Annotated in this window: 20 protein-coding genes; 12 read left to right on the top strand and 8 right to left on the bottom strand. The window is 69.1% G+C overall.

Annotated features, from left to right (window positions below; translation table 11 throughout):
• Positions 1-151 precede the first annotated feature (151 nt).
• Positions 152-508 (top strand): hypothetical protein, encoded by a 357-nt coding sequence (locus EV191_RS07515; RefSeq protein ID WP_132876020.1) that lies wholly within the window; start codon positions 152-154, stop codon positions 506-508.
• A 92-nt stretch (positions 509-600) separates the two neighbouring features.
• Here the strand turns inward: EV191_RS07515 and dprA are convergent, their stop codons facing one another.
• Positions 601-1,614 (bottom strand): DNA-processing protein DprA, encoded by a 1,014-nt coding sequence (gene dprA, locus EV191_RS07510; RefSeq protein WP_132876019.1) that lies wholly within the window; start codon positions 1,612-1,614, stop codon positions 601-603.
• Positions 1,615-1,827: 213 nt separating this feature from the next.
• Here dprA and EV191_RS07505 point away from each other — a divergent pair, with 213 nt between their 5' ends.
• A complete protein-coding gene (locus tag EV191_RS07505; protein ID WP_207894410.1) occupies positions 1,828-2,211 on the top strand; it encodes a sulfate permease in 384 nt (127 codons plus the stop codon).
• A 100-nt stretch (positions 2,212-2,311) separates the two neighbouring features.
• Positions 2,312-3,055 carry a DNA-processing protein DprA gene (locus EV191_RS07500; protein ID WP_207894409.1) on the top strand — a complete coding sequence of 248 codons (744 nt, stop codon included), beginning with the start codon at positions 2,312-2,314 and terminating at the stop codon, positions 3,053-3,055.
• A gap of 296 nt (positions 3,056-3,351) precedes the next feature.
• Here EV191_RS07500 and EV191_RS07495 read toward each other — a convergent pair whose 3' ends face one another.
• On the bottom strand, positions 3,352-4,293 hold the full coding sequence (locus EV191_RS07495; RefSeq protein ID WP_132876017.1) for a DMT family transporter: 942 nt from the start codon (positions 4,291-4,293) through the stop codon (positions 3,352-3,354).
• Positions 4,290-4,760 (bottom strand): DUF2000 domain-containing protein, encoded by a 471-nt coding sequence (locus EV191_RS07490; RefSeq protein ID WP_132876016.1) that lies wholly within the window; start codon positions 4,758-4,760, stop codon positions 4,290-4,292. The genes EV191_RS07495 and EV191_RS07490 overlap by 4 nt, the downstream gene beginning before the upstream one ends.
• Before the next feature lie 109 nt (positions 4,761-4,869).
• Between EV191_RS07490 and EV191_RS07485 the strand changes: the two genes are divergently transcribed.
• From EV191_RS07485 to EV191_RS07460, 6 genes are all read left to right on the top strand, one after another.
• Positions 4,870-5,349 carry an Lrp/AsnC family transcriptional regulator gene (locus tag EV191_RS07485; protein ID WP_207894408.1) on the top strand — a complete coding sequence of 160 codons (480 nt, stop codon included), beginning with the start codon at positions 4,870-4,872 and terminating at the stop codon, positions 5,347-5,349.
• Between the two features lie 283 nt (positions 5,350-5,632).
• Positions 5,633-6,187 carry a TetR/AcrR family transcriptional regulator gene (locus EV191_RS07480; protein WP_132876015.1) on the top strand — a complete coding sequence of 185 codons (555 nt, stop codon included), beginning with the start codon at positions 5,633-5,635 and terminating at the stop codon, positions 6,185-6,187.
• 2 nt (positions 6,188-6,189) lie between these two features.
• Entirely contained in the window at positions 6,190-7,203 is a 1,014-nt protein-coding gene (locus EV191_RS07475) for an NAD-dependent epimerase/dehydratase family protein (RefSeq protein WP_207894407.1), read from the top strand.
• Positions 7,203-8,915, top strand: a complete 1,713-nt coding sequence (locus EV191_RS07470) for a GNAT family N-acetyltransferase (protein ID WP_132876014.1) — start codon at positions 7,203-7,205, stop codon at positions 8,913-8,915. Before EV191_RS07475 ends, EV191_RS07470 begins: the two co-directional genes overlap by 1 nt.
• Entirely contained in the window at positions 8,915-10,138 is a 1,224-nt protein-coding gene (locus EV191_RS07465) for an MFS transporter (protein WP_132876013.1), read from the top strand. The genes EV191_RS07470 and EV191_RS07465 overlap by 1 nt, the downstream gene beginning before the upstream one ends.
• A gap of 134 nt (positions 10,139-10,272) precedes the next feature.
• Complete coding sequence (locus EV191_RS07460) at positions 10,273-10,644, top strand: hypothetical protein (RefSeq protein WP_165912858.1); 372 nt, start codon at positions 10,273-10,275, stop codon at positions 10,642-10,644.
• Here EV191_RS07460 and EV191_RS07455 read toward each other — a convergent pair.
• Both EV191_RS07455 and EV191_RS07450 read right to left on the bottom strand, forming a co-directional pair.
• Complete coding sequence (locus EV191_RS07455; RefSeq protein ID WP_132876011.1) at positions 10,626-11,492, bottom strand: hypothetical protein; 867 nt, start codon at positions 11,490-11,492, stop codon at positions 10,626-10,628. The two genes, EV191_RS07460 and EV191_RS07455, sit on opposite strands and share 19 nt — an antisense overlap.
• Positions 11,489-12,283, bottom strand: a complete 795-nt coding sequence (locus EV191_RS07450) for a ferritin family protein (protein ID WP_132876010.1) — start codon at positions 12,281-12,283, stop codon at positions 11,489-11,491. The genes EV191_RS07455 and EV191_RS07450 overlap by 4 nt, the downstream gene beginning before the upstream one ends.
• Before the next feature lie 135 nt (positions 12,284-12,418).
• Between EV191_RS07450 and EV191_RS07445 the strand changes: the two genes are divergently transcribed.
• Entirely contained in the window at positions 12,419-13,036 is a 618-nt protein-coding gene (locus EV191_RS07445; RefSeq protein ID WP_132876009.1) for a TetR/AcrR family transcriptional regulator, read from the top strand.
• 61 nt (positions 13,037-13,097) lie between these two features.
• Entirely contained in the window at positions 13,098-14,432 is a 1,335-nt protein-coding gene (locus tag EV191_RS07440) for an MFS transporter (RefSeq protein ID WP_132876008.1), read from the top strand.
• A 26-nt stretch (positions 14,433-14,458) separates the two neighbouring features.
• Here the strand turns inward: EV191_RS07440 and EV191_RS07435 are convergent, their stop codons facing one another.
• Together EV191_RS07435 and EV191_RS07430 are read right to left on the bottom strand one after the other, a co-directional pair.
• Positions 14,459-14,911, bottom strand: coding sequence for a MerR family transcriptional regulator (locus tag EV191_RS07435; RefSeq protein ID WP_132876007.1), 453 nt, complete (start codon positions 14,909-14,911; stop codon positions 14,459-14,461).
• Entirely contained in the window at positions 14,908-15,540 is a 633-nt protein-coding gene (locus tag EV191_RS07430) for a TetR/AcrR family transcriptional regulator C-terminal domain-containing protein (RefSeq protein ID WP_207894406.1), read from the bottom strand. Before EV191_RS07430 ends, EV191_RS07435 begins: the two co-directional genes overlap by 4 nt.
• A 62-nt stretch (positions 15,541-15,602) precedes the next feature.
• Between EV191_RS07430 and EV191_RS07425 the strand changes: the two genes are divergently transcribed.
• On the top strand, positions 15,603-16,400 hold the full coding sequence (locus EV191_RS07425) for an alpha/beta fold hydrolase (protein ID WP_207894405.1): 798 nt from the start codon (positions 15,603-15,605) through the stop codon (positions 16,398-16,400).
• A gap of 41 nt (positions 16,401-16,441) precedes the next feature.
• Here EV191_RS07425 and EV191_RS07420 read toward each other — a convergent pair whose 3' ends face one another.
• Positions 16,442-17,038, bottom strand: a complete 597-nt coding sequence (locus EV191_RS07420) for a TetR/AcrR family transcriptional regulator (RefSeq protein ID WP_132876006.1) — start codon at positions 17,036-17,038, stop codon at positions 16,442-16,444.
• Positions 17,039-17,069: the final 31 nt, after the last annotated feature.

The raw sequence follows: 17,069 nt of genomic DNA, 5'->3' as shown, positions 1-17,069 counted from the left end.
GGCTCCACTGTCTCGGTCATCACAGATCCTTCCCACCAAGCTTGCTGCTCGGCGTGTCAGACCAAGACCAGATCCACCGTTAACCAGACAGTCCCGCGCCCGCAAGGCACCGCGACTGGTCGCCGGGCTCATCCCACACGCTGGAGGATCGATGACCGAGGACATGCGCCAGGCGCTCGATGAACGACGCGAGTTGATCGAGCGGCGGGCCGATGCCGTACTCGACAATGCCCAGGAGGAGGACGCCGCCTGGACGAAGGCACTCGGGACACCGCCTCGCGACCAGGTGAAGCAACGGGTCTGGCGTCGGCACGCTCGCACCATTGCTGCCTACCGGGATCGGTACAGCATTACCGACAACAGTCCCCTGGGCACGGCGCCGGAAAGCACGGCGCAGAAGATCGACAGAGCCAGAGCAGAGGCTGCGCTGCGCCAGCTCACTCCCGAGCGTGAACCCGACCAGCAGCGTCGTCCGACCGCGCCGGTACGCCGCGGACCGAGCCTATGAGGCATTACAAATGCGGCGGGGCATCCGAGCTGGCAGGAACGCATCACAAGGTTGCCGTCTCGAAGCATCCGGGGTGCTGTTCGAGGGGACGTTCAGAGGGAAGGGCCATCGCGCCGAGTGGTCCGGGGCGCCTGGTCGCGGGTGAACGGTGTTCTCAGCGGCGATCGCTGTGGGTTGTCGGGGAGGTCTTCTTGCATGTGGAGCATGTTGGTGATCTGGCCTGCGTCGGTGACGATGCGTGCTCGCCCATTACCGATCAACTCGTGGGGTCCGACGCTGGCGGCGCTGGTCACCGGGCCAGGGACCGCACCAACATGACGGCCCAGCTCATGCGCCCGCTGCGCCGTACGCAGAGCACCTGAGCGCGCGCCGGCCTCGACCACGACTGTCGTGCTCGACAGTGCGGCCAGCAGCCTGCCGCGAGCCAAGAACCTGTGCCGGGTCGGTGCAGTGCCCGGCGCAGTCTCGCTGACTAACAGGCCCACGTCAGCGATCCGGTCCAGCAGTTCTTGATGCCCGGCCGGATATGGTCGATCCACGCCACCAGCCAAGACCGCGATCGTGTCCCCACCGGCGCCCAGTGCCGCACGGTGTGCGGCACCCTCGATCCCGTGCGCGCCACCTGCTACGACTACACGCTCGTCCCGAGCGAACTCAGTGGCGAAGTCGATGGCGACATGCTCCCCGTAGGAGGTTGCGGCCCTGGCCCCGGTGATCGTCACCAGGTCCGACAGCGGGCGGGCCATGAACGAGTCCGCCCCACGAGTCCACAACGCAAACGGTGCCCGATCACCCAGGTCGTTCACCGCCGCCGGCCAGTACCTGTCACCAGGGACCAAAACGCCGATCCCATCCCAGTCGACGCGACGGAGGCGCTCGGCCAGCTCATCGGGCCGTGACGCCGTGCTCAGCCGGTCGCGCCAGACCTGCGCATCCACTCGGTCCAAGCCCGGCACCGTGCCCTCGCTCTCCAGGAGCCCCAGTGTCTCCACCCCACCCAGGCGGGACAACAACCGCCCCGTCACCGCATCGTCGGGCTCAGCCGGCATTGTCAACATCATCCGCGCCGTGCGGTCATCCTTCGCAAGATCGCTGAACGAGGTCATGATCGGGGTCCTCTCGGTGAGACGTCACCGAGGAGTTACGCGCGTAGCGACGGGGTTCCGCATGTCCGCTGTCGGGAGTAAAGTGGAAGCAAGTAGAGGCGACTTTCATCAATGTGTCGCCGTCGCCCCAGCGCGACGGCACGACCGCCCGGAACCACCTCGGGTAGTCCTTCAAGGTTCTTTGTCGCCAGGACTGTGGAGAGGACTGCCGTCATGTTCCGACTCATCTGGGCCGCCAGCGTTCACACCCGGTACTTCCTGCGCCGGTATATGCCCACCAACATCTTGCTTGATGTCATCCGCACCCGTCGCGGCCTCAAGTGGGGCATGCCCGTCATGCTTCTGGCGATCCCGTATCTCTACGTCGCCGGCATCCTCACCGTGGTCATCCGGGACGGCGGACCCGGATGGCTCAACCTGCTGGTGATCCTCGCTATCTGGAACGCTTTGAAGATGATCTGGATCGGCCCGATCAGCCTTGTCCTCTTGGTGCGCGCACGTCTTCGAGAGCTAAGCGAGCGCCGCGCGTCGTGGACACCCACCTCATCGACAGATGAGAGCCTGAACTTTGCCGACGCTCCCCTCGGAGCGCACTAGACTCAGCGAGGCCGAAGCAGGCGTCTGGCGCGCACACCTGACAGCACGCGCCACTGACTCCTTACCCAAGAGGCTGCGCGCTGGAGAGGACGGCAGCTACGTGATCCTGATCCCCGGCGATGCGGCCTGGCCCTCCGGCCTGGATGACCTGGGCGAACAGGCACCCTATGTGTTGTGGACGCGCGGGGCGCAGTCGATCTCGGCGACAACGTCGCTGTCTGATCGGGCGGCGTTGACCGGGGCGCGCGCCGCCAGCCAGTACGGCACTCACGTCGCAGCCGACCTCGCCCGAGACCTGGCCGAGCGCGAGCGGGTCGTCGTCACCGGCGGCGCCCACGGCATCGAAGCCGCGGCGCTGCGCGGTGCTCTGAGCGCGGGCGGACACACCATCGCAGTCCAGCCCTCCGGCCTGGACCGTCCCTACCCTCACGGCAATCGGGAACTCCTCGAGGGGGTCAAGGACCGCGGCCTGCTCATCAGCGAACTCCCGCCCCGCGCGCAGCCCACCAGGCAACGCATGGTGGCCCGTGGCCGCCTGCTCGCCGCACTGTCCGGCGCGACCGTGGTCGTCGAAGCCGCCGCCCGCTCCGGCGCCATAGCCACCGCCCAGAGCGCACGAAGCCTTGGCCGCCAGGTCGGCGCAGTCCCCGGACCGGTCACCAGCATCACCAGCGCCGGACCCCACCGGCTCCTCGCCGAAGGTGCTGCGAAGGTGATCACCGGTGGCGAGGAAATCACCCGGCTCCTGGACACCGGAAAGACGCCCGGGCCAGACCGCGAGCTGGCGCCGCCCGCGGCCACACGAACAGGACCATCGCCCTCCGGCTCTGGCCTGTCGTTGTGAACGCTCCGGTCGAGGTCTGCAATCTGACTGCGTTCGGACTTGGCCGCCGAGCCGCCCTGCTTCAGCCCGATGCAGCTCCACAGCTTTGAGCACGCCCTGGACGCTGTCGGTCTTCGTCGTCATGCGTCACGACTCCCCTTTGGCTATCCGTCCCAGGAGGTGGAGCAGGAGCTGGTTGAACAGTTCAGGCTGGTCTTGGTGTGCCTAGTGGCCGGCCCCGGGAATGACCTCGTAGCGCGCCTGGTGGTCGCGCGTGGTCTTCTCGGCCGGCAGGGCTTCGCTGGGGGCGGGCAGGATCAGGCTGGAACTCGCTGCGTTGCGAGGCGTGTTTGCGTTCGGGTATCGACAACGCTGACGAACACCAGGCCGACGATCAGGATGCCGCACCCGAGTAGCGCAGAGGCTGTGAGGTTTTCGCGCAGCACGAGCACACCGAGGATCGCGGCGAGAACAGGTTCAGCGAGGCTGAGAGTTCCGGCGGTCGGCGCCGTGGTGCGATGCAGCCCGTATACGAATGCTGCGTAGGCGAGGCTCGTGCCCAGAACGCCGATCCAGCCGATCAGCAGAAGCGAGTCGAACTCGGCAAGGTGCTCGGGGGAGAGGGCCAGGAGTGGTGAAAGCACGATGCCCGCGATGATGAGCGTGATGGCGGTCGCGGGGAGTGCCGGGGCGCCAGCCTGCAGGAAGCGCTTCGCGGCAACCGTGTAGACGCCGTAGCAGGTTCCTGAAATCAATGCCACGGTGATGCCGGCGACGCTGATGGATGCCGCTGTCCACGGGTTGAGCAGCACGGCACATCCACCGATCGCACCGATGGTGCCGATGACCCAGCCCCTGGTGAGTCGTTCGCGGGTCCACCAGAGTGCGCAAAGCCCGGTGGCGACCGGGGCAACGCCGAGCGCGATGGTGGTGCCCAGGGCGGCGCCGAGCTGGTCGACAGCGTGCATGAACGTGACCTGATAGACGCCGGTGCCTGCGGCTGCGAGAAGAACCCACCCGATGACATCGTGTCGAAGGCATCGTCGCCAGGCGTCGATACTCGGGCGGAACGCAGCCAGCGCGAGGCCGCCGACCAGGAGACGGGCTACACCGAGCGCGCCTGGGTTCGCCGCCGAAGACGCCAGGACCTGCGCCGGCCCAACGGTGCCCCACAAGGCTGCCGCACACAGCACGGCGACCGCGCCGATGCCCGCTGGAGGTCGGGTGTCTGTAGCGGCGGGCGGTCGCGTCGTCCTCATGACAGCAGCGCCAGACCACCGACGATGCGGTCGACCGTCTTGCGGGGACCGATCAGGCTGACAGCGGCGTACTCGATGTCCTCCGCTGGCAAGGTGCTCAGGCGGATGAGGTACTCGTCGTAGACGCGGGTCTCCTGGGCGATCCGAGGCATATCGGCAACGAAGAGATCAGTACGGCGTACAGCCTTGCTGTGCACGCGAAGCAGCTTGGTTGCGTCGGCTGCGAGGATGGTGCAGCCAGCCCAGGGCAGTCCCGCATGGCTCGTCTCGCTTGCGTCACGTCCGCCCGGGGCAAGGAGGTCAGAGACTGCGGGCGCCGTTGCTGCCGCGACACAGCTGGCTGCGTTCGCGATTCGCCCTGCGGGCAGAGCGGCGTCGACGACGATGACCCACTTCAGGCGAGCCGCCCGTGTGGGCTCATCGGTCCGAACCTCGTCCGGAGCGAACCCGACTTGCTGATCGTTCATCCTTGCAGCACCTCGCTATGCCGTATCTAGTTCATCGTTCATCGGAAAGGGTATCCGCCAATACGGCATCTGTGTTGAGGCCCGTATTTAATACGACTACGCTCTAGGTATGGTTGTGCTGGACGAACTTGATACGGCGATCCTGCGGGAATTGCAGCGCGATGCACGGCGCACCAACCGAGATGTGGCCGCTGCTGTCGGCGTCGCGCCGACGACGGCACTGGACCGCACCCGCTCGCTCCGCGAGCGTGGCGTGATCACCGGAGCCAGGCTGGAGGTCGACCTCGCCAAGGTCGGCAGGCCCGTCCAGGCGCTGGTGGCGATCCGTGTCCGTCCCCCCACCCGCGCGAACATCGAGGGATTCCGGGAGTGGGCAGCAGACCTTCCGGAGGTGCTTGGAGTCTTCGTGACCACTGGGGCGGAGGACTTCCTGCTGCACGTCGCAGTCCCCGACAACGACCATTTGTACGCCTTCGTCATCGACCGACTGACTGCGAAATCTGAGATCGCCGACGTGCGCACGTCGATCGTCTACGAGCATCTCAGGTCGGCCGAGGTCCTTCCTGATCCCGCACCGTCCACCAGGTGAGCATGTAGCAAGAACTCTCCTGATCTTCCGGTCGGGCACTTTTCGATCCGCAGGCGAAGGCTGCGGATCGGTCGGCGATGTCGCAGGCCGTGATGGCCGGCTGAGGGCGCGTGCGGGCGTTGTCGGCTGCCGGGGCGCGGGCTCAGGTGGCGCTCGTGGCGAGCCGCCTCCTCGGCTCGACGGAAAGCTCTGCCGGGCCGTCGAGTTGGATGAGCCAGAGACAACAGATGTAGTAATCTGGCTCGGTGATGATCATGCATGTCCCTAGTGCGGAGCGAGTGCTGTGAGTGCACGCCGCCGGGCGGTCCTCGACGCGGCCATCGCGGTCCTGGGCCGGGAGGGGCCGCGGGGGCTGACTCATCGGGCCACCGATCGGGAGGCTGGGCTGCCCGAGGGCAGTGCTGCGAACCTCTTCGGGCGCCGGAGCGAGTTGCTCGAGGGGATCGTCGAGCGCATGCGTCAGGTCGAGCGCGAGCGTTGGGCGCGGCTTCTGCCCGAGCAGGAGCCCAAGACGGCCCGGGAGCTGGCGACCTCGCTGGTGGGGCTCATCCAAGCCGGGACAGGCGCGTCGGAGATGGAGACGGTGCGTGCCCGCCTCTACCTGCACCTGGAGTCACCGGAGGCGATCGCGGCCGATAACCGTGGGGTGACCGATGAGATCGCTGAGCGCGTCGCGGCCGTGGGCGGTGATCCCGCGCAGGTCGAGATCCTGCTCTCCACTGTCGACGGCCTGGCGTTGCGGGCTGTGACCGTCGGACCAGGATCGCTGCCGAACCAGGCCACCATGGTCGAGGCTCTGCTGCGCATCATGCGCGTCGATGCCGACGGGAAGGCGTGATCATGGTGCGGACGGCACTGATCTTGGGTGGGACCGGTCAGGTCGGCCGGGCGGTGGCTGCCCGGTTGCTGGCGGATGGTTGGCGGGTGCGCGTGGCCAGTCGGGGTCACCGCTCCTCTGTCGCGGAGTTGGTCGGTTCGGGCGTGGAGCCGGTGTGGATCGACCGGGAGGAGCCGGGCGAACTGGTCAAGGCGCTGGGTGGCGGGGTCGATGCGCTGATCGACGTCGTGGCCTTTGAGGAGAAGCACGCGGACCAGCTCGCGGAGGTCCAGGGCGACGTCGGGGCCTTCGTCGTCATCTCGACCGCGAGCGTCTACCGGGACGAGGAGGGGCGGTCGTTGGACGAGGGGCCGACCCTTGGCTATCCCGACTTTCCGGTGCCGATCACCGAGAACCAGCCGACCGTCGAGCCCGGTCCGCAGACGTACTCGACGAAGAAGGTCTCCGTGGAGCGCCGGCTGTTAGAGCGTGTGGAGCGGCCGCTGACGATCCTGCGGCCCGCGGCGATCCATGGCCCGTATTCGACGCATCCGCGCGAGTGGTGGTTCGTCAAGCGCATCCTCGACGGACGCGTTCGTATCCCGTTGGCCGCCGGCGGGGTGAGCCAGTTCCACCCCAGCGCGGCGGTCAACCTCGCGGCGCTGGCCGCGGCTGTGCTCGACGCCGAGCGCCCGCCGGCGATCCTCAACGCCGCCGACCCCACCGCGCCCTCGGTCATGGACATCGGCGAAATCATCGCCGACTACCTCGGATGGGAGGGCGAGCTCGTCCCCCTCGAAGGCGACCACGGGGTGGTGGGCCTGACTCCCTGGTCGGTCCCCCACCCCCTCATCCTCGACACCACTGCGGCGCAGTCGCTCGGGTACCGTCCCGCCGCCGACTACGCGGGCGCGGTCGCCGCGTCCTGTGACTGGCTCGCTGGGCACGACCCGTCCCGGTGGGAGCAGGCCTTCCCTGTCCTGGCGGGCTATGGATTCCCGCTGTTCGATTACGACGCCGAAGACGCGCTGTGGTGATGAGGGCAGCGGGCTCGCGCTGTACCGCGGTCGTGGTCGGTGCCGGGATCGCCGGGCTGGCGGCCGCCATCTCGCTGGCCCGCGCCGGCTGGTCCGTCACGGTCCTGGAGCGGACGGCGGAGCTCGGCGAGGTCGGAGCGGGCTTCGCCATGTCCCGTAACGCGGTGGCCGCCTTCCGAGGGCTGGCTTTCGATGACGACGCCGTCGCCGCGCTGGGGTACCCGACCTGGGCTGAGGGGACGTGGGACCTGCGCGGACGGCGCATCCTCGCCGTCCCGGACACCCCGGAGATCCGCGAGTCCGTCGCGCTCCTGGGGGTGCACCGGCGTCGCCTTCACACAGCACTGCACGCGAAGGCCCAGGACCTGGACGTCGAGATCGTCACGGGGACGCCCGTCGCAGGGCTGGACCCGGGCTCTGCGGCCGGTGCGCCGGCGCTCATCGCCGGGCGCGAGGCCGACCTCGTGGTCGGTGCCGACGGCATGCGAAGCGCTCTGCGGGCGGCGCTCTTTCCCGGGCGGGACGCGCAGTACAGCGGATACTCGAGTTGGCGGGCGATCCTGCCCCGCGACGGCGAGGAGACCCTGCGCCAGTACTGGGGCCCGCACGCGGAGTTCGGCGCGATGCCGGTCTCGCAGACCGAGACCTACTGGTACGGCTACGTCGCCATGCCCGAGCGCATGAGGCTGACGGACGAGCTGGCCTGGGCGCGTTGGCGCTTCGCCGAGTGGACCGGTCCGGTGCGCCGTATCCTGGACCGCACCCCGCCAGAGGCGGTGATGCGTCACGACGTGCACCACCTTCCCGGTGGCCTGCCGCGCTACGCCCGCGGACGCGTGATCATGATCGGCGACGCCGCACACGGCTTCCTGCCCACGATGGGTCAGGGAGCGGCCAGCGCCTTAGAGGACGGGCTGTGCGTCGGACTTCTCATCGGCGCCCCCGTCGCCGTTGGTGTCGACCTCTCGGCCGCCTTGGCCGGCTTCGACGCCGTCCGCCGCCCCCGCTGCCGCCAGCTCGAACGCGGCGCCAGGACCATGGCCCGCATCGGTTCCCACCTCGGTCCCGGCTGGCGCCAGGGTCTGCGCAACAGAGCCCTGCGCCTGACCCCGACCAGCGCCATGACCCGCGCCTCACGCGCCGTCATGGACTGGACCGCCACAGGCGGGGACACTCCGCTCAGACACGGGCAGCGAGGCGACGTCGTGATGCCCGCCGACGTGCATATCGAAGCTTCGCGGCCATACGAGGCCGAGGCGATCTCCGCGCTGGCTCTGCGGTCGAAAGCGCACTGGGGCTATGACGCGGCCTTCATCGAGGCCTGCCGAGCGGAGCTGACCTACACCTCACAGGACTGCCGTAGTGGCGAGATGTTCGTCGCGCGCGCCGGCGGCGTTGTCGCCGGTTTCTGCCGGGTCGCCGGGACGGCCCCGGAGGGTGAGCTCGCGGCGCTCTTCGTCGACCCGCCGTGGATGGGCCGTGGCATCGGGAGAGAGTTGCTCCTCCACGCGCTGGCTCTCGCCAGTGGCCGCGGCATGACCCGGCTCTACCTTGATGCCGACCCCGACGCCGAACCGTTCTACGCGCGGTATGGGGCGCGCACGATCGGGCAGGTCCCGAGCGGTTCGATCCCCGGTCGCGTCCTGCCTCGCATGGAGTTCTCGCTCGCTCAACAATCCAGGGGAGAGACCCCCTTGCAGGGGAGCGGGTGATGGTTCACGAGCGATTGGGGGTGCCGTTCTGGCGGTTCTGGGGTGCGTGCGTGCTGGCCAACCTCGGTGATGGGATCCGGGTGGCTGCTTTCCCGCTGCTGGCTGCCTCGCTGACCAATGACCCGGCGCTGGTCGCGCTGGTCGGTGCCGCGGCGGCGCTGCCTTGGCTGCTCACCGGGCTCCTGGCCGGCTCGCTGGCCGATCGCCGCAGCGCGCGGTATCTGCTCCTGGGTGCGGACACGGCGCGGGTGGCGGTGCTGGCCGCCCTCGTCATCGCCCTGGTGACGGACAGTTCGACGATCGCGTTGACCGCGGCGGTGGCCTTCGCGCTCGGCGTCGCTGAGACAGTTCGGGACACCACCGCGCAGGTCGTCGTGCCGCGCCTGGTCCCGCAGCGGCTGCTGGAGCGGGCCAACGGCCGGATGGTCTCCGGTGAGGTGGTGGGCAACGAGTTCGTCGGACCGCTGGTCGGCTCGGCGCTGTTCGCTGCCGGGGCCGCGCTGCCCTTCGCGGCCAACAGCGCCTCCTTGGCCGTCGCGGTGCTGCTGGTGCTGAGCCTGCCGGCGTCGCTGATCGACATCCGCCCCGGCGAGTCCGGGGAGGCCCCGGTGCGTCAGGGGTTGCGTGCCGGTCTGGGATGGGTAGCGCGGCACCGCGTGCTGCGCGGGCTCATCGTCGCCGCCGCCCTGGTGGCGCTGGCCGATGCCGCCTGGTTCGCGATCTTCGTGCTCTACGTCCAGGACCATCTCTATGCCGGGCCGCTCGGCTTCGGTGCCTACCTCGCCGTCGGGGCCGCCGGCGGGCTTCTCGGCGCGCTTATGGCTGAGCGATTGATCGCCGCCCGCCGTCACCGGGGTGTGCTGCTGGGCAGCATGGCGGTCACCGCGGTGACGCCCGCCCTGCTGCTCCTCGCCCCGACCGTGGCCGCCGCTGTGGTCGTCGTCGTGGCCACCAGCGCCGGCTTCGGGGTGCTCAACGTCGCCGCCGTCTCGGTACGGCAGCGACTGACCCCGGCCGGGCTGCTCGGACGCGTCACCGCCGCCTGGCGCACCATCGTCCTCGGCGCCGGCGCGCTCGGAGCCCTGTGCGGCGGAGCGGTCGCCTCCTGGCAAGGACTGCATGCCCCGTTCGCCTTCAGCGCCGTGCTCGGCCTGCTCGCCGTCGCGCTGTGGTGGCTTTCCGCACGCGGCGGCCTCTCCCTGGGCGGTCCTGCCGCCGCGTGAAGTCTCGTTTCTGAGGACTGCGCATGAGGATCGTTCCGGCACCGGATCGCTCGAGGAGCGACCACGCCAAGGTCCGCCGTGCCCCCGCGGAGGCGCATCGGCTTGTCAATGGCGGTCCGAGAGGCGCGTGGACGGTGCTTGTCGTCGACGGGGTCGGGTGCGTTGCCGCGTCTGTCCTGGTCTCGATGCCGGCTGTGTACCGGCTTCTCGATCCCACGCTGAAGACGCAAGGCGTCGTCCGCGCGTCATTGCTGGTCACCGGTGGAGCGTTCCTCACCGGCGCCATCGTCGCGCCGCGGCGGACCCTCCGGTTCGCCGCCGTGCTCAATGCGGGCTGGGTCGGCGTCTGGCTTTGGGCGCTGCCCCGTCAGCGTGGCGCGGTAGGACGCGTCGTGGTCGCTGGCACCGCGGTCCTCGATGCCGCCGCAGGTCTCACGCAATGGCATCTGAGCAGGAAGGCCGACGCATCCCCGAAGGCTCGCAGCGGTCATGCCGTCACGAGATGATGCCGGGTTAATCCGGGCAGAGAGGCGAGGCGTGCGTGGAGCTTCACCAGATCGGCACTGGTGCCGAAGGCGCGAAGGGGCAGCCGGGGCCGTATCTGGTCGCCGGGCCAGCGCCAGCGCCGTAGCCCGGCTCGGGTGATCAGGCGTGCGCGGCGGGAGCGGGCGAGGCGGAGGTGGGCCTGTTCCTCGTAGAAGGCCGCGTGGGTCTCGGCCATGTGGTGGAGTCGTAGGGCGATGGGGGCGAGGCGGGGGTCGAGGTCGGGCAGGCGGGTGTGGAGAAGGTCGGTCAGCAGGGTCTCCAGCAGCCCGGTGGTCATGGTCAGGGCGACGTGGTCGTGGCCCAGGAGGTTGGAGGTCAGCGCGCGGCGGGCTGGCCGCCAGGGGGCGAGCTCGCGGCGCCCGGCCGAGTGTGACGGCGCCGCGGCGCCGGAGGCGGCGAGGATGGCGCGGAGTGTCTGCCTGCTCCAGTGCAGTTCGTAGGCGCGGGTGGTCAAGAAGGCGGTGACGCGTGTCTCGCGGTGGCTGGGGGTGACCAGGACCTCGCGCAGCTGGGCGACGCACCCGGCGCAGAGGCCGGCCAGCATGGCGACGGCGTCGAGCCCCGGCCTGGTCAGCGGCTCCTCGGTGAAGGCGGCGAGATCGGCCTGCTCTGGGCGTAGGCCTTCTGCGGTCTGGGCATAGGCGCGGACGTCGAACTCGGCGCTCTGGTCGATCTCGGGCAGGCCGGGGCGGGCGAAGGCCGCCGCGGCCCGCCGGTCCGCCTGCGCACCAATGCCCGGCGCGGCTGTCTGGGCCGGAGCCGCGCTCTCGCTCACCGGCGCTTCTCGCACTGCGGCCGCCTCGTTCATGTGGGCACCCCGCGCCGGTCGAGGGCGTCCTGGACGATCCGCAGACCCTCCATGCCGGGCAGCCGGGCGATGTTGGCGTCGATATGGGCGGCCTGGACGCGCCCGGCGGGGCCGGAGAAGAGGTGGGTCATGACGTGGGTGACCTCGGACTCGGGCATGACGCCGGTGCCGACCGGTCCCCAGAAGCGCCGCAGGGCCAAGCGGGTGAGTCTCTGTGCTCGTGGATGGTCCTCGAGCCGGGTGCGGGCCTGGGTGGCATAGAAGGCCACATGGCGGGACTCCTGCTTGGCGATGCGATGCAGCAGCGTGGCCAGCACCGGGTGGTCCTCCAGGACGGCCAGGCGCCGGTAGGCGGTCCCGGCCGACCACTCGTTGGCCGCGCCCCAGGCCATGTGCACCGCGATGAAGTCCGTGCCGGCCAGGTTCGCCGCCACCGATTGTTTGATCGGCGCCAGGCGGTCCTTCCAGCCCAGCTTGAGCCGCTTGGCCTTGAGCTGATCGAAGTCGAGGCTGATCTCGTGACGGCGCAGCACCTCGGAAAGGGCCTCGCCGTGCCAGAACTCCTCGCGGTTCCAGAAGGTCATGAAGGCCGTCACGTCCCCCTCGGCGTGCGAGGGCGTGACGAGCATGTCCCGCAGATAGCAGACCGTGTGGTACTCCACGTCCGCCATGTACCGCAGCGTCCGCAGAGTCGCGGGCGGCAAGGGATCGTCACGGAAGACATCGAGGTCGAGATCCTCCCACCCGACACGCTCGGAGGTCTGGGTGAAGTGGTCGATGTCGAAGGCCATGATGCTAACGCTACAGGGCGCGTCTCGTTAGCGCTACACCTAATGTAGCGGAACGTTCACTGTTGGGGGAGATGAACGCTACACTCACTGTTTCCTTACCAGCGGAGTGCGAGGACCGAGAGGAAGGTGGTGTCTGTGGAGGAGGCTCAGTCCTCACAGGACGGTCGGCAGCGCCGTGGTGTCGCCGTGGACCGGCGGATCTACGACGCGGCCCTGGCGATCCTGCGTGAGCACGGTGCCGCGGCGGTCACGATCGAGTCCGTCGCCGCCCGCTCCGGCGTTGCCCGCACCACGATCTACCGCCGTCACAAGGATCGCGACGAGCTCCTGGGCGCCGCCTTGAACGACATGGTGATCGGACGGGTGCTCACCCCCGGCGCGAGCCTGCGCGAGGACCTGATCGCGATCATGCACGGCATGGCCAGCACCGTCGACGAAGGTCTCGGCGTCGGCGTCATCGCCGGAGTAGTCCTCGATGACGACCCGGACCGCGCCGAGCTCATCCGCGCCAAATACGTCCGTCCGCGCCGGGAGATGGTCTGCGAACGCCTCCGCCAGGCAATCCGAGATGGGGAGCTGCGTAAGGGGCTCGACGTTGAGGCCGTCGCCGAGCTTCTCCTGGGCGGAACCGTCGCCCGCTTCGTCGTCCACGGCGACTTCAACGACGGCTGGGCCGAACGCCTCCTCGACACCCTCTGGCCAGCCCTGACCTCGACCACCTCCAGCCCGCGGCGCGGACCGGCGACAGGCTGAACGTCACGACAGCCAGCGGGCGCTTGACCTCAAGCAATGTTGAACCGGCAGCGTCGTGGGCATGCCCCGAAAGGACCGCCTCCCCTCCGCATCGGAACCGGCTCGTGACCGCCCCTCGCCGCGGGCGTTAGCGCCGTTTCGGCATTCGAGCTATCGCCGGCTCGCGGTGGCGTTGGTGTTCACCAGTTTCACGTCCGGCCTGTGGATCGTTGCTGTCGTGTGGGAGGTGATCCGTCTCGGTGGCGGTCCGTCGCAGGTCTCGGTGGTCGCGACCGCCAATGCGGTGGGGCTGATCCTGCTCGCCGTGCCCGGGGGCGTGGTGGCTGACCGGATTTCGCAGAAGACGATCCTGCTCTGCGTCGCCGCGGTGCAGGCGTCCGGGTTGACCCTCGTGAGCGTTCTCGCGGCGCTCGACGTCAACGCGATCGTGGTGCTGGCGGTCGTCTCGCTGGGGATGGGGGCGAGCATGGCGTTCTACTTCCCGGCCTACTCGGCATGGCTGCCCGCTTTGGTGCCTGCCGAGGATCTCCAGGCGGTCAACGGCTTCGAGGGCATGACGCGCCAAGCCATCGGCCAGGCCGCCGGACCAGCGGCCGCCGGGGCGGTCATCGCCATGGTGAACCCGGCCGCGGCGATCGCCCTGGCCGCGCTCACCTCGCTGGTCGGCCTGCTCGCCTTGACGCGCGTGCCACGCACCCCGGTGCGCCGCGACCTCTCGGACAAGACCGACGGCTCTGCTGCCAGCGCGATCGGCACTGCCGCGCGCGATGTCAAAGAGGGCTTCGCCTACATGGTCCGCACCCCGTGGCTACTGGCGACGTTGCTGTTCGCCTCGGTGATGGCACTGATGCTGATGGGGCCGCTGGAGGTACTGCTGCCCTTCTTGATCAAGGACCAACTCGACGGCGGGCCCGGTGACCACGCCATGGTGCTGAGCGCCTTCGGCGTCGGCTCGGCCGCCGGCTCCCTCCTGATGGCTTCACTACGCACCCCGCGGCGGTACCTGACCGTGGTGAACGTCCTGTGGGGCACCGCGATGATCCCGCTAGCGGCGATGGTTTTCACCACCGCCGTATGGCAGACGATGATCGCCGCCTTCATCCTTGGTGTGCTGTTCGCCAGCCCGATGGTCATCTGGGGCACCGTGCTCCAACGCCGTGTCCCACCGCACCTGCTGGGCCGGGTCTCCTCGCTGGACTTCTTCGTCACCAACAGCTTCATGCCCGTCTCGATGGCTCTGGCCGGGCCCGCGTCACAGCTGATCGGGCTGCGTGCGACCTTTCTGATCGCCGGAACCGTGCCATTGCTGGTGGCGATCATCGCCATCCTCGCTGCACGCTTGCCCGCCGATGAGATCGCCCACCCCCTGACCAGCGACCGCGACATCACCACGTGAGCCCAGCGCCGATGCCCCGGTCCGGCTCAGTGCGCGGGCCCGAGCCTGGTCCCGATCTCCTCGAAGGTCGCATCCGAGGTCAGCAGCCCCACATGGGACGTCAAGTCCGTCATGCGGGCCTGTGCCTCTGCCACGAGATGGTCGGCTACCCGGCTCCAGTCCGCACACCTCGGAGCAGCGGGCATGTCCGCGAACAACTCAGCGATCTCACGCACCGTCAGCCCGACTCGCTGGGCGAGCTTGGCGATCTGGATGCGCGGCACAGCGGAATCGTCGAATCGGCGTTGATTGCTCGACGTGCGATGAGCCTCGATGACACCGCGCTCTTCGTAGAAGCGCACCGCAGACGGGGCGATACCGGCACGGTCGGCGACATCGCCGACCGTCAGTCCTGCGCTGGTCACGGCCCCGCTGCCGCCGAACGGGCCTTGTGTCGCGGCGCGGTCATACGGACGCAGGACGTGAGCGGGGGAGGTCATGGAAGGAGTATCTCCGTGCCGTGGACGATGACGTGGAGGCCGTGCTCGAAGGCGTCCTGCCCGAGCACACCGCCGCTCTCGCCGATAGCGGCGATCACGGTCGCCGGCGCGCGCTCGTCGGACTGAGGGGTCAGGGCTTTGGCGGCGCTGCCGGCAGGACGTGCGGCCTGCTCCTGGAGCACATACCCGGTGACGTACTGGTTGACGACGGTGATGGTCCGCAGCGCCAGTGCCGGAGTGAACCCCAGGGCGACCATCGCGGCCAGCTCCTGATCGAAGCGGGCGATGGTCTCGCGGCTCAGTGAGTGCGCCGTCGAGACGATCCGGGCTCCGTCCCGATGCCCCAGCAGAGCCATCCGGTAGCCGCGTCCGCGGCGAGCCAGCCAGTCCTGCCAGCTCTCGCCCTGGCGGGGCGGGCCCATGCCCGCTGAGAGGACGATGACATCGGCCATGTGATCCAACAGCTGCCGCTTGTCGCGGAAGTGCCAGTACAGGGCGGGGGACTGGACGCCCAGCTCGGTGGCCAGGCGCCGCATGGACAGCCCGTCGAGGCCCACCTCATCGAGCACCTCAAGAGCCTTCGCGGCGATCTTCTCCCGGCTCAGCTCTGCGTTGCGGCCTCCACTCACCCTTGAACCTTAACACCGTTAAGGATAGAGTCACTGTGAACTTATCAGTGATAAGGAGACTGATGATGCTGACAGTGACGGCGCGAGACGGCACGGACGTGCGGGCCTGGGAGAAGGGGCGGGGAAGGCCGATCCTCATCGTCCACCCCGGCATGGACGACGGGTCGAGCTGGCATGCGGTCGGCGAGATCCTGGCCGAACGTTTCCGGGTGGTCATCCCGCACCGACGCACCTACCAGACCGACCTTCCTGGCGCAGGTATGACCGGCGAGCTGGACCACATCCGTGCCCTGGTCGAAGAGATCGGCGAGCCGGCCCTGCTCGTGGGCCACTCCTCCGGTGCGGTGGTCTCTCTCGAGGCCCTGGTCGACATGCCCTCGGCCTTCGCCGGCACCGTCTTGTACGACCCGCCCCTGGTCGCCGACGGCCTGCCCTTCGCTCGCGACCCCAGCGCGATCGAGCGCGCTCGCGCGGCAGCCGCGGCCGGCAAGCCCGGCAAGGCCTTCGCCATCTTCGCCCGAGGAGTCCTGATGCTCCCCCTGCCCGTAGTGTGGCTCTCCGCCGTCCTCGCCTCGGTCATGCCCCGGGTGAGGCCACTGATGCCCTCACAGATCGAGGACGGCGCGGCGATCGAGCAGCTGGGCAACCGTCTCGATGCCTACGCGGGCATCAAGGTCCCCACCATCTTGCTGACCGGCGAACGTGAGCAGGGCGAGCTCCACGCCCGTCTTGCCGCGCTGGCCCAGGTCATGCCCCACGCCGAGCGCGTCGCGATCCCGAAGCAGGCCCACAGCGCCAACCGCCGGGCCCCGGCCGAGGTCGCGAAGGTCATCGCAGGCCTCGCGGACCGCATCTGGTGATCAGAAGGCACCCGCGGTGGCTGGTGGGGCCCTCGTGCCGGCTAGCGAACCCCTAGGGCCTTGATGCCCTCGACGTAGGTCTCTGGGGTGATGTCGTCAAAGATGAGGCGTTGGAGCATGAAGCCGGGCATGAACGCGAAGAGCGCTTGGGCCGCATGCTCCGCATCGACGGCCGGGTCGACATCGCCGGCCTCCTGCCCGCGCCTGAGCACGTCGGCATAGAGGGAGCGGAAGCCGCCGATCTTCTCGGCCGCCGTAGCGCGGACCGCCTCATCTCGCGCCGCCTCGGCCCACGCTGAGACCGCGACCCGGGTGATGTCCACCTCGGCTTCCTCGGTCTGGCGCACGATCGCGTGGGTGACGAGATGGATGATCTCGGTCGGCCTCGGGGCGGGGGACTGTGAGATGGCCTTCCCGATCGCCGGGCCGACGATGTCCATGGCTCGGTCCGCGACGGCGCCGATGATCTCTTCCTTGCTGCGGAAGTAGCCGTAGACGGCGCCAGCGGAGAGACCGGACTCGCGGATCACGTGAGCCATGGAGGTCTTGTGGAAGCCCTCGCGGGCGACACACCGCATCGCGGCGTCGAGGATCTGCTCGCGGCGCGTGGCGCGCTCTTCCTCGCTGATCCGTGGCACGGCCGCCACGCTATGCCGAATGATCGTTCTT

The organism is Tamaricihabitans halophyticus (genome assembly GCF_004340875.1).
Taxonomy (GTDB): domain Bacteria; phylum Actinomycetota; class Actinomycetes; order Mycobacteriales; family Pseudonocardiaceae; genus Tamaricihabitans; species Tamaricihabitans halophyticus.
The sequence above is the reverse complement of the archived record's forward strand: the minus strand, read 5'-3'. Positions and strand labels throughout refer to the sequence as shown.

Bases quoted from the DNA above. Each gene is read 5' to 3' on its own strand.
- EV191_RS07515 (WP_132876020.1), top strand. From the start codon at position 152: ATGACCGAGGACATGCGCCAGGCGCTCGATGAACGACGCGAGTTGATC.
- dprA (WP_132876019.1), bottom strand. From the start codon at position 1,614: ATGACCTCGTTCAGCGATCTTGCGAAGGATGACCGCACGGCGCGGATG.
- EV191_RS07505 (WP_207894410.1), top strand. From the start codon at position 1,828: ATGTTCCGACTCATCTGGGCCGCCAGCGTTCACACCCGGTACTTCCTG.
- EV191_RS07495 (WP_132876017.1), bottom strand. From the start codon at position 4,293: ATGAGGACGACGCGACCGCCCGCCGCTACAGACACCCGACCTCCAGCG.
- EV191_RS07490 (WP_132876016.1), bottom strand. From the start codon at position 4,760: ATGAACGATCAGCAAGTCGGGTTCGCTCCGGACGAGGTTCGGACCGAT.
- EV191_RS07485 (WP_207894408.1), top strand. From the start codon at position 4,870: ATGGTTGTGCTGGACGAACTTGATACGGCGATCCTGCGGGAATTGCAG.
- EV191_RS07475 (WP_207894407.1), top strand. From the start codon at position 6,190: ATGGTGCGGACGGCACTGATCTTGGGTGGGACCGGTCAGGTCGGCCGG.
- EV191_RS07470 (WP_132876014.1), top strand. From the start codon at position 7,203: ATGAGGGCAGCGGGCTCGCGCTGTACCGCGGTCGTGGTCGGTGCCGGG.
- EV191_RS07465 (WP_132876013.1), top strand. From the start codon at position 8,915: ATGGTTCACGAGCGATTGGGGGTGCCGTTCTGGCGGTTCTGGGGTGCG.
- EV191_RS07455 (WP_132876011.1), bottom strand. From the start codon at position 11,492: ATGAACGAGGCGGCCGCAGTGCGAGAAGCGCCGGTGAGCGAGAGCGCG.
- EV191_RS07450 (WP_132876010.1), bottom strand. From the start codon at position 12,283: ATGGCCTTCGACATCGACCACTTCACCCAGACCTCCGAGCGTGTCGGG.
- EV191_RS07440 (WP_132876008.1), top strand. From the start codon at position 13,098: ATGCCCCGAAAGGACCGCCTCCCCTCCGCATCGGAACCGGCTCGTGAC.
- EV191_RS07435 (WP_132876007.1), bottom strand. From the start codon at position 14,911: ATGACCTCCCCCGCTCACGTCCTGCGTCCGTATGACCGCGCCGCGACA.
- EV191_RS07425 (WP_207894405.1), top strand. From the start codon at position 15,603: ATGATGCTGACAGTGACGGCGCGAGACGGCACGGACGTGCGGGCCTGG.